The organism is Delftia sp. PE138, from assembly GCF_018320755.1.
In the GTDB taxonomy this organism is placed as follows: Bacteria; Pseudomonadota; Gammaproteobacteria; order Burkholderiales; family Burkholderiaceae_C; genus Comamonas; species Comamonas tsuruhatensis.
The window spans coordinates 361,616-376,196 of record NZ_JABEPN010000004.1 but is presented as its reverse complement, the minus strand read 5'-3'; the positions used below and the strand labels follow the sequence as shown (position 1 = coordinate 376,196).

The following is a 14,581-nucleotide window of genomic DNA, read 5'->3' as shown; positions in this document are numbered from 1 at the left end:
CTGCGGGTAACAAAACCATACATATGATGACGGGTTCGACATACAAGGAGCCAATTCATGATCATCGGGATTGACCTGGGCAGTACCAATAGCCTGGCTGCAGCATGGCAGGATGGGAAAGCAGTTCTGATTCCCAATGCCCTGGGCGATTTCATGACGCCCTCCTGCGTCAGTCTGGATGATGATGGAAGCGTGTTGGTAGGCCGTGCGGCGCGGGAACGTCTGCAGACCCATCCGGAACGCACTGCCGCAAATTTCAAGCGTTTCATGGGCAGCAACAAGGGGGTGCATTTGGGGAATCGACAGTTTCGCCCGGAGGAGCTGTCATCACTGGTGCTGCGGGCGCTCAAGGCCGACGCCGAGGCATTCCTGGGCCAGCCCATCGAGGAGGCCGTGATCACCGTACCTGCCTATTTTTCGGATGCGCAGCGCAAGGCCACGCGAGCGGCTGGACAGCTTGCAGGCCTGCGCGTCGAGCGGTTGCTCAATGAACCCACTGCCGCCGCCATGGCTTATGGCCTGCACCGACAGGACGCCGAAACCCGCTTCCTGGTCTTTGACCTTGGCGGCGGGACATTCGATGTCTCCATCCTGGAGATGTTCGATGGCGTAATGGAGGTGCGCGCATCAGCCGGAGACAACTTTCTGGGAGGAGAGGACTTCCTGCAAGCTCTGGTCGATCTCTTCATTGAGCGTCAGGCGCTGTCCGGAGACCTACTGAAGGATCGACGCTTCATGCAGCGGCTCCAGGCTGAGGCCGAGCGTGCCAAGAGGGCGCTCAGCGACCAGCCGAGCACCTCCATCCGTCTGGAGCACGAGGGCCGAGTCCTGGAGATGCCGCTGGATGAAGCACTTTTGGAGCAAGCCTGCAGAAGTTTGCTTCAGCGGTTGCGCATGCCGGTCGAGAGAACGCTGCGCGATGCCAACCTTCGAAGCGCCATGCTCGACAACATCGTGCTCGCCGGAGGGGCCACCCGCATGCCGGTGGTGAGGCGCCTTGCAACAACGATGTTTGGCCGGTTTCCTGCGATCGATTTCAATCCTGATGAAGTCGTGGCACTGGGTGCCGCGGTGCAGGCAGGGCTCAAAGCCAAGGATGCTGCGCTCAGGGAAGTTGTGATGACGGATGTCTGTCCCTACTCGCTGGGGGTGGCCGTCAGCAAACGCATGCCTGATGGCTCCACGATCCAGGGGCACTTTGACCCTGTCATCGAGCGCAACACTACCGTGCCTGTCAGCCGGGTCAACAGCTATATCCCGACTTCCCCGTACCAATCGTTCATCGACCTCGAGGTTTACCAAGGGGAGTCCCGCATGGTCCGCGACAACATTCATCTTGGCGATTTGCGTATTGAATTGCCTGGATTGGCTCTCGAAGATTCTTGCGTGGATGTGCGCTTCACCTACGACGTCAATGGATTGCTGCAGGTTGAAGCCAAAGTACTCAAGACGAACAGGACATTCAGCCTGCTCATCCAAGGAAATCCCGGCGTGCTGTCGGAAGAGGACATCGTTGAACGCCTGGCTGCGATGGATGCGTTGAAGATCCATCCTCGCGACACCATCGAAAACCGCACCACGCTGGCGCGGGCCGAGCGCGTCTATGCACAGATGCGCGGCAATGCCAGGCAGTGGCTGAGTGAGCAGATTCTTCAGTTCGAAGCCAGCCTGGCAACTCAGGATGCCCGTGTGGCGAACAAGGCACGTGCGCTCTTGGACGAACAGCTCTCCCATTTGGAGCGCAGTGCAGCGGTGCTGGCTGATGATGCAACCTGACCCGCCGACAGCGACGTACATGCCTCTTCCCTTTCTTGCTCGGTTGGGTCTGGATCTCAACGCTGACGAGCGCGCGATTCGTCGTGCCTATGCCCGCGCACTCAAGGAAATTGACCAGGAAACAGACCTTGAAGGTTTTCAGGCTCTGCGGGAGTCCTATCAGGCCGCGCTTGCCTGGCATGCCCAGCGCCGTCCTGAAACAGCAATGCCACCCTCAAGTTCAGACAGCAAGGAAGACGCACCGCACTCGCGGAGCTCGTCCGACGCGCATATCGATACGGGGAATACGCCTTCCCGCAAGGCAGAGCCTGCATATTCCGCCCGCACCATCGACCATGCCCGGCAGATAGCGCACGCACTGCTGGCAGACCTGCGCAAAAAGCTGGCAGCCGGGTGGCCCCAAGACCGTACTGCTGCCAGCATCTGGCTGAACGAGGTTCTGAAGGACCAGCGCCTGATCGACATGGATGCGCGCCACTTCTTTGAATGGGGCATGGCAGCCCTCCTGGCTGAGGACTGGCAACCCCGCAAGGAGTTCCTGTTCGGCCCTGCGATAGATTGCTTTGGCTGGAAGCAAGACCGTGGCCGCCTTGCAGCATTTGGCCATGCCGGGGCCGTCGTGGCATCCGCCATTGGCGAACTGGAGTTCTTCGACACCAGGCCAAAGCACGTACGGGTAGCGCAAAAGGAATTGATCCAGGGTCTGCGCGAAAGCAGCAAGCCGCCGACATCGACGCTCTTGAAGCACAGGGCCACGTTGCGGGATGTCGTCCAACACTACCCTCACTGGCTGCACATCATCACCGACACACGCAATGCGAAGCGCTGGCTTGAGTGGGCAGATCAGATACCCCGATGGCGTCAACGATTGGCTCTCAGCGCCTCGTCCAGTACGAGCGAGAGAAAAGGTGGAAATTTCTGGTTTGGCTGGATTTTTCTTCTGGTGCTTGTCCTGTCAACACTGGGAAAGATCTCCGCGCTCGTTAACTCATCTGGACCATCCGTGCCGAGGCACAGCCCGCCCTTGACCACCCAGTCGTTCGCACCGCCTGCGGCTGCAACTGACGGCACTGCCTCCAGCTTTACCAGAATCGTCAAGGACTTGCCTGACTCCAGCGCGGCGCCTGTCCCCCTTCCCCTGGACGATGACTCCCTCAAACTGCCGCCTGCGGCCGAGCTTCCTCGGCATCTGCAGGCTCCGCGCCTGGCTTATCCGGAGCAGGCCAAGCGCCTGCGACAAGAGGGCAGAGTCGTGATCAAGGCGCGAATTGATCCTGACGGCAAGATTCGTCGTGCAGAAATAGACCAAAGCTCAAGCCACGCCATCCTGGACGAAGCAGCGATGGCAGCCGTGTTGAAGGCTTCCTTCATTGCGGCGAAAGATAGCTCAGGCGCGTCGGTCCCCAGCGTCATCAAGATTCCTATCAAATTTGAGCTCGGCAACTAGAACGTGTTACGGGTCTGCGGAGGGAATGCGTGCCTGCTTCGATCAAGCTCCTGTAAACCGCGCCACCCCCGCCCGAAACTCCCCACTCCCATACACCGCCGACACCAGATCCTCATCATCCAGCCGCTGCTCCACGACGATGCGCCTCAGGCTTTCCTTGACTGCTGATTGGGTGGTTGCCGACAAGGCCATGAGCTGCTCGGCCAGCGCCTGTGCCTGGGCCTGCAACCGATCTGCCGGCACCACCGCATGCACGAACCCGCAGGCCTCGGCCTGCTCGGCTGACAGGTAGTCCGCCAGCAGCAGCATGCGCTTGACGCGTGGCACGCCCAGGCTGGCCACCAGGCGGGCGATGTTGCGTGACGACAGCGTGTTGGACAGCGTCTTGGCAATCGGCGCACCGAAGCGCGAGCCGGTGCTGCAGATGCGAAAGTCGCATGCCGTGGCCAGGGCCAGGCCGCCGCCCACGGCCCAGCCGTCGATGACGGCGATAGTGGGCACGGCGATGCGCTCCACGGCGTCGATCACGCGCTCCACGAAGGCTTCATAGGCAACGCCTTGCTGGCCGTCATGGAAGTCCTTGAAGTAGGCGATGTCCGTGCCCGAGATGAAGGATTTGCCGCCCGCACCGCGCAGCATCACGCAGCGGATGGCCGGGTCGGCCTGGCAGCGCTCCAGGGCCGTGAGCAATGCCTCGTACATGGGCATGCTCATGGCGTTGTGGCGTTCGGGGCGGTCGATGAGGATCTCGGCCGCGCCCCCGGCGTGAACGGTCAGTGCCACGGATTCATGCAGGGCGGTGCTCATGCGGCGGCCTTCAGGGCACGGAGTTCGGCCATGATTTCCGCGTTGTGCTCGCCCAGCAGGGGCGGATGGCGGCGCACCTGCTGGGGGGTGCCGAGCATCTTGACGGGAAAGCCGATGTTCTTGACCTTGCCTTCGATGGGGTGGTCGATCTCCATGCACATGCCGCGGTGCCGGCCATGCTCGCCCTCGAAGGCTTGCGGATAGGTGAGCAGCGGGCCGGCGGGAATTCCGGCCTCCAGCATGCGGTCCACCCAGTCGGCGCTGTCGTGGTGGGCCAATTCCGCTTCCAGCTCGCCTATCAGTGCCTCGCGGTGCTTCAGGCGCAGCGCCACGGTGGCGTAGTCGGGGTGCTCGAGCAGATCGGGGCGCTCGATCAGCGCGCACAGCCTGGCCCAGAGTTTCTGGTTGGTGGCGCCCATGACGAAGTAGCCGTCGCGCGCCTTCACGGCCTGGTAGGGGGCGCTCATCTTGTTGCTGGTGCCCAGCGGCGCGGGCGGCACGCCGGTGCCCCAGTATTCGGACATGTCCCAGATCGAGAAAGCCATGGCCGAGTCGAACAGCGAGGCGTCTATGTGCTGGCCCTGCCCTGTCTTCTGCGCGCCGATATAGGCGGCCAGCAGGCCGTAGGTGGCGAACAGCGCGCAACCGATGTCGGCCACGGGCACGCCGGCCTTGACGGGTTTCTCTCCCTTGTAGCCGGTGACGCTCATCACGCCCGACATGGCCTGGGCCATGAGGTCGAACCCCGGCCGCTGGGCCCAGGGCCCACTCTGGCCGAAGCCCGAGATGCTGACATAGACGATGCGCGGGTTGATGCGGCGAATGCTTTCGTAGTCGATCTTCAGGCGCTGGACAACGCCTGGCCGGTAGTTCTCGACGATGACATCGGCTGTCGTGGCCAGCTGGTAGAAGGCCTCACGCCCCTCCTCGCTCTTGAGGTCCAGCGTCAGCGACCGCTTGTTGCGGTTCATGTTCAGAAAGCCCATGCTGTCCGGGCCCTTCATCTTGAAGCCCATGGCGCCGCGCGTCTGGTCGCCGGTGCCCGGAGGCTCGACCTTGATGACATCGGCGCCCAGGTCGGCCAGCAGCATGCAGGCAAATGGGCCGGCCATGACCTGGCTGACGTCGAGCACGCGGATGCCTTGCAGGGGCAGTTGCAGCGTGTTGGATTGGGGATTGCTCATGCCGGGTCCTCAGCTTTCTTCGGTGATTTTTGCAGCGCGCACCACGTCGCCCCACTTCCTGTATTCGGCAGCCATGAAGGCCGCGAACTTGTCCACGGAGCCGCCGCCGTCCTCCACGCCATAGCCGTCGAAGCGGCTGACCACGTCGGGCATGGCCAGTACGCGGTTGATGTCGGCATTGATGCGCAGTGCCAGGTCGCGGGACATGTCGCGCGGACCCACCACGCCGTACCAGCTCGATGCATCGAAGCCCTTGAAGCCCTGCTCGTCCATGGTGGGCATGGCCGGGAATCCCTTGGCACGGTTCACGCGGGTCTGGGCGATGCCGTGCATTTTTCCGGCGCGCACCTGGGCGGTGGCGGCCGTCATGGTGTCGAAGCTGAAGTCGATCTGGCCGCCGATGAGGTCGGTCTGCATGGGGCCGGAGCCCTTGTAGGGCACGTGGATGCTCTTGACGCCGGCCGCCATGTTGAACATTTCGGCCGCCAGGTGCTGTACCGAGCCCGTGCCCGACGAGCCGAAGCTGATCTTGCCGGGGCTTTTGCGGCACAGCTCCACCACCTCCTGCACCGAGCCATGGCTGTTCCTGCTGCTGGTCACCAGGATGTGGGGCGTGGCGCCGATGAGGGCGATGGGCGCGTAGTCCTTGAGCGGGTCATAGGTGATGGACCTGAAGATCTGCGGCGAGATGGCATGGGTGTTCACATGGGCCATCAGCAGGTTGATGCCTTCGGTGAAGCGCGTCCTGGCGAAGTACTCGGCCGCCAGCGAGCCGGTGGCACCGGGCTTGTTCTCCACGACCACGGGCCGGCCCCAGACCTCGGACAATTTCTGGCCCACGATGCGCGCGAACACATCGGTGCCGCCACCGGGCGCCCAGCCCACCAGGATCTTGACGGGGCCCTTGGGCAGGTCGGAGCCCGGGGGCGAGGCCCCTGCCCAGGGAGCGGCCAGCGCGGCGGCGCCGGCCGCGATGAAGTCGCGGCGTCTCATGTCTGTCTCCTGCACATCGTTGTAGTGCAGCCACTGTCGCCGCGCGCCGGATTCGCCGCAAGCCTGTGGAACGCATGCCTGGTTTCGCCATATGCGAAACCGTGACGCTCTCAGTTCGCCTCGGAGGCGGGATGCAGCAGCGCCGCCACCACGTTGTGCAACGCCTGTTGCTGTGCCTGCCCTTCGATGAAGGACAGCACATAGCTGCGCTCGTGCCAGTCGCCTTCCAGCGCGGCCCAGCCCAGCTCCTGCCCGGGGTGGAAGCTGCGCAGCACGCCTGGCGGCATCAGGCCCACGCCCAGGCCTTCGCGCACCAGGGCCAGCATGGTGTCGAAGCCACTGACCGTGAAATCATTGCGGAACACCCTGCCCCGGCTGTGATGGGCACGGCGCAGGGCATTCAGGATGGCCGAGCCCCGGCCCAGGCTGACGATGCGGCACTCCAGCAGCCGGTCCAGCTCCACGGGCTGGTCGCCGAAGCTGAAATGCCTGCGGCTGTAGACCAGCACCAGGCTGTCGCGCCGGTAGTCGGCGCGCGGCAGGTCCACGAATCCGCTGGTTTTCTCGAAGATGCCGATGTCGATGACCTTGTCGCGCAGCAGTTGCTGGACGATGCGGCTGTTTTCTTCCATCACCTGCAGCGTGATGTGGGGATAGCGGCGCTGGGTGGCCGCGATGTCGGCGGCCAGGAACTGCAGGATGGCCGACTTGGGCGCGCCGATGATGATGCGGCCGTCACGGCCGCGGCCCAGGGCCTGGGCATCGCCCTCCAGGCGATCGACCAGGTTGCCGATCTGCCGGATATGGGCCAGCAGCTTGAGGCCGGGCTCGGTGGCCTGCACGCCATGGGGCTGTCGCTTGAACAGGCGCGTGCCGAGCTGGGCCTCCAGATCACTGAGCCGCCGCGAGGCCGCCGCCACCGCCAGCTGCAGCCGGTCGGCAGCGCGCGAGATGCTGCCCTCCTCGGCAATGGCCAGCACGAGCTGCACGGTGGTGGAGTCGATCTTCATCATGGCGGCGGCCTTCTCGTCTGGCTTCTCGTCTGGCTGGAGGGCGACGATTGTGCCGCAGCGCCCCGCTGCGTCCCACCGGCCCTTTCGTCAGGCTTTGCGCAGAGCCTTGGCCTGGCGGGCCAGCGCCGTGATGCGGCTCCAGTCGCCCTGCTCCAGCGCATCCGTGGGCACCAGCCAGGAGCCGCCCACGCAGACCACATTCTTCAGGGCCAGGAACTCCTGGGCATTGGCTGGCGACACGCCGCCCGTGGGGCAAAAGCGCACATCGCCGAACGGACCCTGCCAAGCCTTGAGCATGGCCGTGCCGCCCGCCTGCACGGCGGGGAAGAATTTCAGCTCGTTGAAGCCGTCGTCCTGGGCCGCCATGATCTCGCCGCTGGTGGCCACGCCGGGCAGCAGCGGCAACTGCAGGTCCTTGCAGGCCTGGCCCAGTGCGCTGGTGTAGCCGGGACTCACGGCAAAGCGCGCGCCGGCATGGGCACAGGCGCGCGCATCGGCTGCGCTGCGCACGGTGCCGGCGCCTACGATGGCCTCGGGCACGGCGCGCGCAATGGCCTCGATGCTGGCCAGGCCCTGGGGCGTGCGCAGCGTGACCTCCAGCACGCGGATGCCGCCCGCGACCAGGGCCTGGGCCATGGGAACGGCATGCGCGAGGTCGTTGAGAACGATGACCGGGATGACCGGCGCGTCCTGCATGAGCTCCAAGGCCGTCAGTCGTTGATCCATGTGCAAGCTCCCTCTTCTGCGCTGAGCGCGTGGCGCCGGAATACGGCAAACAGTTCGCGGCCGAAACCCCGGCCATTGGCTTGGCGCAGCGCCCGGGGCATGGTGGCCACCAGGCGTTGCTGCCATTCGGATTCATCGACCAGCACGGCCAGGGTGCCGGCCACGGCGTCCAGGCGCACCAGGTCGCCATCGCGCAGGCGCGCCAGCGGCCCGCCCACGCAGGCCTCGGGCGAGACGTGGATGGCCGCAGGCACCTTGCCCGAGGCGCCGCTCATGCGGCCGTCCGTGACCAGGGCCACCTTGTAGCCCTTGCCCTGCAGCACGGCCAGGGGCGGAGTGAGCTTGTGCAGCTCGGGCATGCCATTGGCGCGCGGCCCCTGCCAGCGCACTACGCAGATGACATCGCGGTCCAGTTCGCCGGCCTTGAAGGCCTGCTGCAGCGCTTCCTGAGAGTCGAAGACGCGTGCGGGCGCCTCGACCACATGGCGGTCCTCGGGCACGGCGCTGACCTTGATCACGCTGCGCCCCAGGTTGCCGGACAGCAGCTTGAGCCCGCCCGTGGCGCTGAAGGGCGCATCGGCCGGGCGCAGCACGGACAGGTCGCCGGAGACTTCGGCCGCGTGCCAGGCCAACTGGCCGTTGTCCACGGCCGGAATGCGCGCGAACTCCTGCAGGCCATCGGGCCGCACGGTGAGCACATCGCCATGCATGAGGCCGGCCTTGAGCAACTGGCCGATCACATAGCCCGGACCGCCTGCGGCCTGGAACTGGTTCACGTCGGCGCAGCCATTGGGATAGACGCGGGCCAGCAGCGGCACCACGCCCGAGAGCTCGGAAAAATCGTTCCAGTCGATGGTGATGCCCGCAGCGCGCGCCACCGCCACCCAGTGGATCAGGTGGTTGGTGGAGCCGCCCGTGGCCAGCAGGGCCACCATGGCGTTGACGATGCAGCGCTCGTCCACCACGCGGCCGATGGGGGCGAAGCGCTTGTTCCTGGTGATGGCCAGCACGCTGCGCATGGCCTCGCGCGTGAGCAGTTCGCGCTCGCCGTCGGCCGGGTTGATGAAGGCCGTGCCCGGTACGTGCAGGCCCATGGCCTCCAGCAGCATCTGGTTGCTGTTGGCCGTGCCGTAGAAGGTGCAGGTGCCTTCGCCATGGTAGGCAGCCGATTCGGCGGCCAGCAGCTCCTTGCGGCCCACCAGGCCCTGCGCGGCCTGTTCGCGCACCTTGGCCTTGTCGCCGTTGGACAGGCCCGAGGTCATGGGTCCGGCCGGCACGAAGACCGTGGGCAGGTGCCCGAAATGCAGGGCGCCGATCAAGAGGCCCGGCACGATCTTGTCGCAGATGCCCAGCATCAGCGCAGCGTCGAATACGTCGTGCGAGAGCGCGATGGCCGTGCCCATGGCAATGGCATCGCGGCTGAACAGGCTCAGCTCCATGCCGGGCGCGCCCTGGGTCACGCCGTCGCACATGGCGGGTACGCCGCCGGCGACCTGCGCCGTGGCGCCCAGCCTGCGCGCCTCGTCCTTGAGGATGTCGGGATAGCGGGCCAGCGGTGCGTGGGCCGACAGCACGTCGTTGTATGCGGTGACGATGGCGACGTTGGGCGCCTTCTCCTCCACGATGCGTATCCTGTCGCCGCCTGGAATGCCCGCAAAGGCATGCGCCACGTTGGCACAGCCCATGGACTGCGCGCCGGGCGGGCGCGCGGCCATGGCGTCCACCTGTTCCAGGTAGGCGGCACGTGATTCGGCACTGCGCTCGCGGATGCGGCGCGTGACCTGGTCGACGATGGGGTGGATGGTGCTCATGGGGTGTCCTGCGGATGCGCTGATGCGCGTTTTCTCTGTGTCGCGTTGTCTTTTTGGTGGATGTCGGCCGGGGCATCCCTCCCAGGTGCGTCCGGCCCTGAATCGAAGCTTACTTCACTGCGCGCGCCTGCTTGACGGCGGCCTGTACCTCATCCCAGGTACCCTGGCCCACGGTCTTGGCAATGCCGGCATTGACCGTGGCGAGCTTGTCGCGCATGCGTCCCACCTCGGCGGCGGGCAGCTCGTTGACCTGCATGCCCTTGGTCTTGATATCGGCCAGGGCCTTGGCCGCTTCCTCGCGCGTGTCCTTGCGCTCGAACTCGCGGCTCTTGACGGCGGCGTCCTGCAGCACCTTCTTCTCGGCCGGTGTCAGCGTGTCCCACCACTTCTTGCTGACGGTGACGATCCAGGGGCTGTAGACGTGGTTGGAGATGGTCAGGTACTTCTGCACCTCGTAGAACTTGCTGGACAGCACGGTGTTGAACGGGTTTTCCTGGCCATCGACGGCGCGGGTTTCCAGCGCGGTGAACAGTTCGGAGAACGGCAGCGGCACGGCGTTGGCGCCCAGGGCCTTGAAGCTGTCGAGGAAGACGTTGTTCTGCATCACGCGCAGCTTCACGTCAGCCAGGTCTTCCAGCTTGGCGATGGGGCGCTTGTTGTTGGTGAGGTTGCGGAAACCGTTCTCCCAGTAGACCAGGCCCACCATGCCCTTGGGCTCCAGCGTGGCCTTGACCTTCTCGCCCACGGGGCCGTCGAGCACGGCGTCGGCCTCCTTGGTGCTGCTGAACAGGAACGGCGTGTCCCAGACCGCCATCTCGGGCGACAGGCCGACCAGGGTGGCGGTGGAGCCGACCATCATCTCCTGGGCACCGCCGATCAGCGCCTGCTGCATCTGCGTGTCCGATCCCAGCGAGGCATTGCCGATGGCGCGCACCTTCATCTTGCCGCCCGTGGCCTTTTCGACCTCCTTGGCAAAGAAGCGCGCCGCGCGGCCCTGGTTGGAGTCATCGACCAGGCCGTAGCCGAAGCGCACGATGCGCGGCTTGAAGTCCTGGGCCATGGCCTGGCCCGTGGCGGCCAGCGTGGTGATGGCGGCCATCAGGCCGGCGAGTGCAAAGGGAATACGCATGTTCATCTCCTTGGGTTGTAGTGGGGGGTCAGTGCATCCAGCGCAGAGGGGCCAGGATGATTTGCGGAAAAATCACGAAAAGCACGGCAAGCAGCACATAGACCATCAGGAACGGGTTCGTGCCCTTGATCACGGTCTCCATGCGCAGCCGGCCCACGCCGGCAATCACGTTCTGCACCGTTCCCACGGGCGGCGTGATCAGGCCGATGCAGCCCACGTAGATGAACATGAAGCCGAAGTAGATGGGGTCGATGCCCGCCTTGACGGCCAGCGGCGCGCACACGGGGCCGAAGATCAGGATGGTCGGCGTCAGGTCCATGGCCGTGCCCACCACCAGCAGGAACAGCATCATCGTGGCCATGAACAGCATGGGGTTGCCCAGCAGGCCGGAGAAGCTGTCGGCCAGCATGTTGGGCAGGTCGGCCAGGGTGATCATGTAGGCCGTCACCGTGGCGGCGCCACACAGCAGCATGACCACGGCCGTGGTCTTGGCGGCGGCCAGGAACACGGCGTACAGACGGCTCCATGTCATCTCGCGGTAGATCACCATGGACACGAACAGCGCGTAGACGGCTGCGACCACGGCCGCCTCGGTGGGTGTGAACACGCCGCCCTTGAGGCCGCCCAGGATGATGACCGGCATCATCATCGCCCAGAAGCTCTTGGCCAGTGCCTTCAGACGCGGGCCCCAGGCCATGCGTTCGCCGCGCGACAGGTCGAACTTGCGGGCGATGGACCACCAGGCAAAGATCAGGAAGACGCCCATGATCAGGCCCGGCACCACGCCCGACAGGAACAGCTTGCTGATCGAGGTGTTGGTCGTCACGCCGTAGATCACGAAGGGCATGGACGGCGGAATGATGGGCGCAATGATGCCGCCCGAGGCCAGCAGGCCCGCGCTGTAGCTGTCGGGGTACTTTTGCTCGCGCATCATGGGCAGCAAGATGGTGGCCAGGGCGGCGGTATCGGCAATGGCCGAGCCGCTCATCGAGGCCAGCAGCACGGCGGCGCCAATGGCCACGTAGCCCAGGCCGCCACGGATATGGCCCACATAGGCGCGCGCCAGGTCGATGATGCGGCGCGACAGGCCACCCGCGTTCATCAGCTCACCCGCCAGGATGAAGAAGGGCACGGCCAGCAGCGGGAAGTTGTCGAAGCCGGCCTGCAGGTTCTGCGCAAGCAGCTGCGAGTCGAAGAAGTCCAGATGCCACATCAGCGCCACGCCGGTCAACACCAGCGCCTGGGCAATGGGCATGCCGATCACCATGCCGCCGATCAGCACGGCCAGAAAGATCAGGGTCACAACCATGGTGCCTGCTCCTTACTCGACCGAAGTCTCGCCATGGTTTTCTGCCGGCGCGCCGCGGCGCAGGTCGCGCAGCGACACCAACAGCAGGCCCACGGCCAGCACCAGGGTGGCCGCAGCGCCCAGGGCCAGCGGGTAGCCCAGCACCGTGCTGTAGCTGTTCAGCCCGGCCTGCACCTGGGCCCATGAGCCCCACAGCAGCAGGCCCATGCAGACCAGAACCAGCGCCTGCGACACCCAGAACAACACCTTGCGCGCGCCAGGGCCCACGCGGGATGTCACAAGGTCGAAGCCCAGGTGGCTGCCCTCGAAAGCGGCCACGATGGCCCCAATGGCCACCAGCCAGACGAAGAGCAGGCGCGAGATTTCCTCATAGGAAACGATGCTGGTGTGAAACACATAGCGCAGCACCACGTTGACGAACACGGCAATGACCATGCCGGCCAGGGCCAGCACCATCAGCACCTCGGCAAAGTGCTGCAGGCGCGGCTTGGGCCGGACTGCGGGGGAATCGGATTGCATGGTTTTTGTCTCCTGGCGTTATGGGTTCTGGGAGAGAGGGGCGGCCTGCGGCGCCGGATGGACGAGCCAGTCCTGTGCGCGGTGCACGATGTCGGCCAGCGGCAGCGTGGCGTCCACGGACAGCACGGCGCGCTCGCCTGCCGGGCTTTCCAGCGTGGCGAACTGGTTGGCCACCAGCTCGGGCGAGAAGAAGTGGCCGGCGCGCTCCTGCACGCGCTGCAGCGCCGTGCCGTAGTCCAGGTCCAGAAAAACGAAGCCCACGGCGCCGGCCGGGCCGGCGGCACGCAGGCGGTCGCGGTACTTGCGCTTGAGGGCCGAGCAGGTCAGCACCACGCCCTGCCCCGGCATGGCCTGGGCCAGCAGCCGTGCCAGCCGGTCCAGCCAGCCGCTGCGGTCGTCGTCGGTCAGGGGGATGCCAGCCTGCATCTTGCGGATGCTTTCCTCGGCATGGTGGGCATCGCCCTCGTGCAGGGTCCAGCCCAGGGCATCAGCCAGGGCCTGCCCCACGCTCGACTTGCCGCAGCCGGAAACGCCCATGACGACCAGCGCCCGTGGGCGGCTGCCTGCGGCGGTGGCGTCGGTTGTTGTTGGGATAGCGCTATCCATGTTCTTGCAAAAATTGGCAGACCAGGGTCTGCCTTGGATTTCGGTGTGCTTCAGAGGCCTTCGTCCGGGTTTACACGCAGGACTGCGGGCCTTCGAATGATTGGGATAGCGCTATCATAATCTCCAACCCTCTCGCCACCGACCTAGGACATTCCCTTGGCCCGCCAGATTCCGCCTGCATCTCCAGAATCGTCCTGCGCCGATCCTTCCGATCCGGCCCTGCCCGCCACGGGCCGCGCCCGCTCCTCGCGGGCCAGCGGACGCATCACGCTCAGCGATGTGGCACAGGCGGCCGGCGTCAGCCCCATGACGGTCTCACGGGCCCTGCGCGGCGAGCGGCGCGTGGACCCGGCCCTGGTCGAGAAAATCCGCGCCGCCGCCGCGCGCATGGGCTACGTGCCCGACCCTGCCGCGCGCGCTTTGGCCTCCCAGAAAAGCGCCCAGGTGCTGGTGCTGGTGCCCATGCTGTCCAACACCTTGTTCGTGGACCTGATCGAGTCTGTGCACAAGGTGCTGTTCGCCGCCGGCTACCACGCGCTGATCGGCGTGACCCACTATGACCGGGCCGAAGAGGAGCAACTGCTGCGCACTTACCTGCCCATGCGCCCTGCCGGCCTGCTGCTCACCGGCTTTGACCGCAGTCCCGCTGCGCGCGAACTCGTGCAGGCCAGCAAGGTGCCCTGCGTGCACCTGATGGAGCTGGGCGGCGAGCCGGGCACGCCCAGCGTGGGGTTTTCGCAGGCCGAAGCCGGAGCCGCCATCACGCGGCATCTGATGGAGCGCGGGCACAAGCGCATTGCCTTTTGCGCAGGCCAGCTCGATGCCCGCGTGATGCAGCGCGCCTCTGGCTACCGCCAGGCCCTGCAGGACGCGGGCCTGCACGACCCGGCCCTGGAACTGCTGTGGCCCCGCCCCACTTCGATGGCGCTGGGCGCCGAGCTGCTGGACGCCGCCCTGCGGCTGGCTCCATCCGTCGATGCCCTCTTCTTCTGCAACGATGACATCGCCCAGGGCGCCCTGCTCGAAGCCCTGCGCCGCGGCATCCGCGTGCCGCAGCAGATCGCCATCGCCGGCTTCAACGACCTGCCCGGCAGCGACCAGATGGTGCCGCCACTGACCACCATCCGCACGCCGCGCGGCCATATCGGAACCGAAGGCGCGCGCATGCTGCTGCAATTGATGCGCGGCGAGGCCTTGCCATTGCACAGCCTGGATCTGGGATATGAGCTGGTGGTGCGGCAAAGCAGTTGAAGCGACAGTG

Annotated in this window: 13 protein-coding genes; 3 read left to right on the top strand and 10 right to left on the bottom strand. The window is 65.6% G+C overall.

All coding sequences use genetic code 11. The features are described 5' to 3' along the window. The first annotated feature begins 57 nt into the window (after positions 1–57). Together HFGMBDPB_RS16705 and HFGMBDPB_RS16700 are read left to right on the top strand one after the other, a co-directional pair. The gene (locus HFGMBDPB_RS16705; protein WP_212645820.1) at positions 58–1,776 is read left to right on the top strand and encodes an Hsp70 family protein; all 1,719 of its coding nucleotides are present in this window, start codon (positions 58–60) and stop codon (positions 1,774–1,776) included. Beyond that, the gene (locus tag HFGMBDPB_RS16700) at positions 1,763–3,223 is read left to right on the top strand and encodes an energy transducer TonB (protein WP_212645819.1); all 1,461 of its coding nucleotides are present in this window, start codon (positions 1,763–1,765) and stop codon (positions 3,221–3,223) included. The genes HFGMBDPB_RS16705 and HFGMBDPB_RS16700 overlap by 14 nt, the downstream gene beginning before the upstream one ends. Positions 3,224–3,265: 42 nt before the next feature. On the opposite strand, the gene HFGMBDPB_RS16695 is transcribed toward HFGMBDPB_RS16700, so the two are convergent. The 10 genes from HFGMBDPB_RS16695 to HFGMBDPB_RS16650 form a co-directional block, all read right to left on the bottom strand. Beyond that, a complete protein-coding gene (locus HFGMBDPB_RS16695) occupies positions 3,266–4,030 on the bottom strand; it encodes an enoyl-CoA hydratase (RefSeq protein ID WP_212645818.1) in 765 nt (254 codons plus the stop codon). Continuing rightward, the gene (locus tag HFGMBDPB_RS16690) at positions 4,027–5,214 is read right to left on the bottom strand and encodes a CaiB/BaiF CoA transferase family protein (RefSeq protein ID WP_212645817.1); all 1,188 of its coding nucleotides are present in this window, start codon (positions 5,212–5,214) and stop codon (positions 4,027–4,029) included. The genes HFGMBDPB_RS16695 and HFGMBDPB_RS16690 overlap by 4 nt, the downstream gene beginning before the upstream one ends. A 9-nt stretch (positions 5,215–5,223) precedes the next feature. Next, positions 5,224–6,207 (bottom strand): Bug family tripartite tricarboxylate transporter substrate binding protein, encoded by a 984-nt coding sequence (locus tag HFGMBDPB_RS16685; RefSeq protein ID WP_151019682.1) that lies wholly within the window; start codon positions 6,205–6,207, stop codon positions 5,224–5,226. Positions 6,208–6,317: 110 nt separating this feature from the next. Next, entirely contained in the window at positions 6,318–7,220 is a 903-nt protein-coding gene (locus HFGMBDPB_RS16680; RefSeq protein ID WP_212645816.1) for a LysR family transcriptional regulator, read from the bottom strand. An 87-nt stretch (positions 7,221–7,307) separates the two neighbouring features. Continuing rightward, positions 7,308–7,946: a bifunctional 4-hydroxy-2-oxoglutarate aldolase/2-dehydro-3-deoxy-phosphogluconate aldolase gene (locus HFGMBDPB_RS16675; RefSeq protein WP_151019680.1), complete on the bottom strand. Its 639-nt coding sequence runs from the start codon at positions 7,944–7,946 to the stop codon at positions 7,308–7,310. Beyond that, positions 7,931–9,757 (bottom strand): phosphogluconate dehydratase, encoded by a 1,827-nt coding sequence (gene edd, locus HFGMBDPB_RS16670; RefSeq protein WP_212645815.1) that lies wholly within the window; start codon positions 9,755–9,757, stop codon positions 7,931–7,933. Before edd ends, HFGMBDPB_RS16675 begins: the two co-directional genes overlap by 16 nt. 109 nt (positions 9,758–9,866) lie before the next feature. Further along, entirely contained in the window at positions 9,867–10,886 is a 1,020-nt protein-coding gene (locus HFGMBDPB_RS16665; protein WP_016453430.1) for a TRAP transporter substrate-binding protein, read from the bottom strand. Between the two features lie 28 nt (positions 10,887–10,914). Continuing rightward, positions 10,915–12,195 carry a TRAP transporter large permease gene (locus HFGMBDPB_RS16660; RefSeq protein WP_016446058.1) on the bottom strand — a complete coding sequence of 427 codons (1,281 nt, stop codon included), beginning with the start codon at positions 12,193–12,195 and terminating at the stop codon, positions 10,915–10,917. A 12-nt stretch (positions 12,196–12,207) separates the two neighbouring features. Then, the gene (locus tag HFGMBDPB_RS16655) at positions 12,208–12,714 is read right to left on the bottom strand and encodes a TRAP transporter small permease (protein WP_016446057.1); all 507 of its coding nucleotides are present in this window, start codon (positions 12,712–12,714) and stop codon (positions 12,208–12,210) included. An 18-nt stretch (positions 12,715–12,732) separates the two neighbouring features. Continuing rightward, a complete protein-coding gene (locus tag HFGMBDPB_RS16650) occupies positions 12,733–13,320 on the bottom strand; it encodes a gluconokinase (protein WP_370690597.1) in 588 nt (195 codons plus the stop codon). Positions 13,321–13,476: 156 nt separating this feature from the next. Here HFGMBDPB_RS16650 and gntR point away from each other — a divergent pair, with 156 nt between their 5' ends. Continuing rightward, positions 13,477–14,571 carry an HTH-type transcriptional regulator GntR gene (gene gntR / locus HFGMBDPB_RS16645; RefSeq protein WP_074922114.1) on the top strand — a complete coding sequence of 365 codons (1,095 nt, stop codon included), beginning with the start codon at positions 13,477–13,479 and terminating at the stop codon, positions 14,569–14,571. The last annotated feature ends 10 nt before the right edge of the window (positions 14,572–14,581 follow it).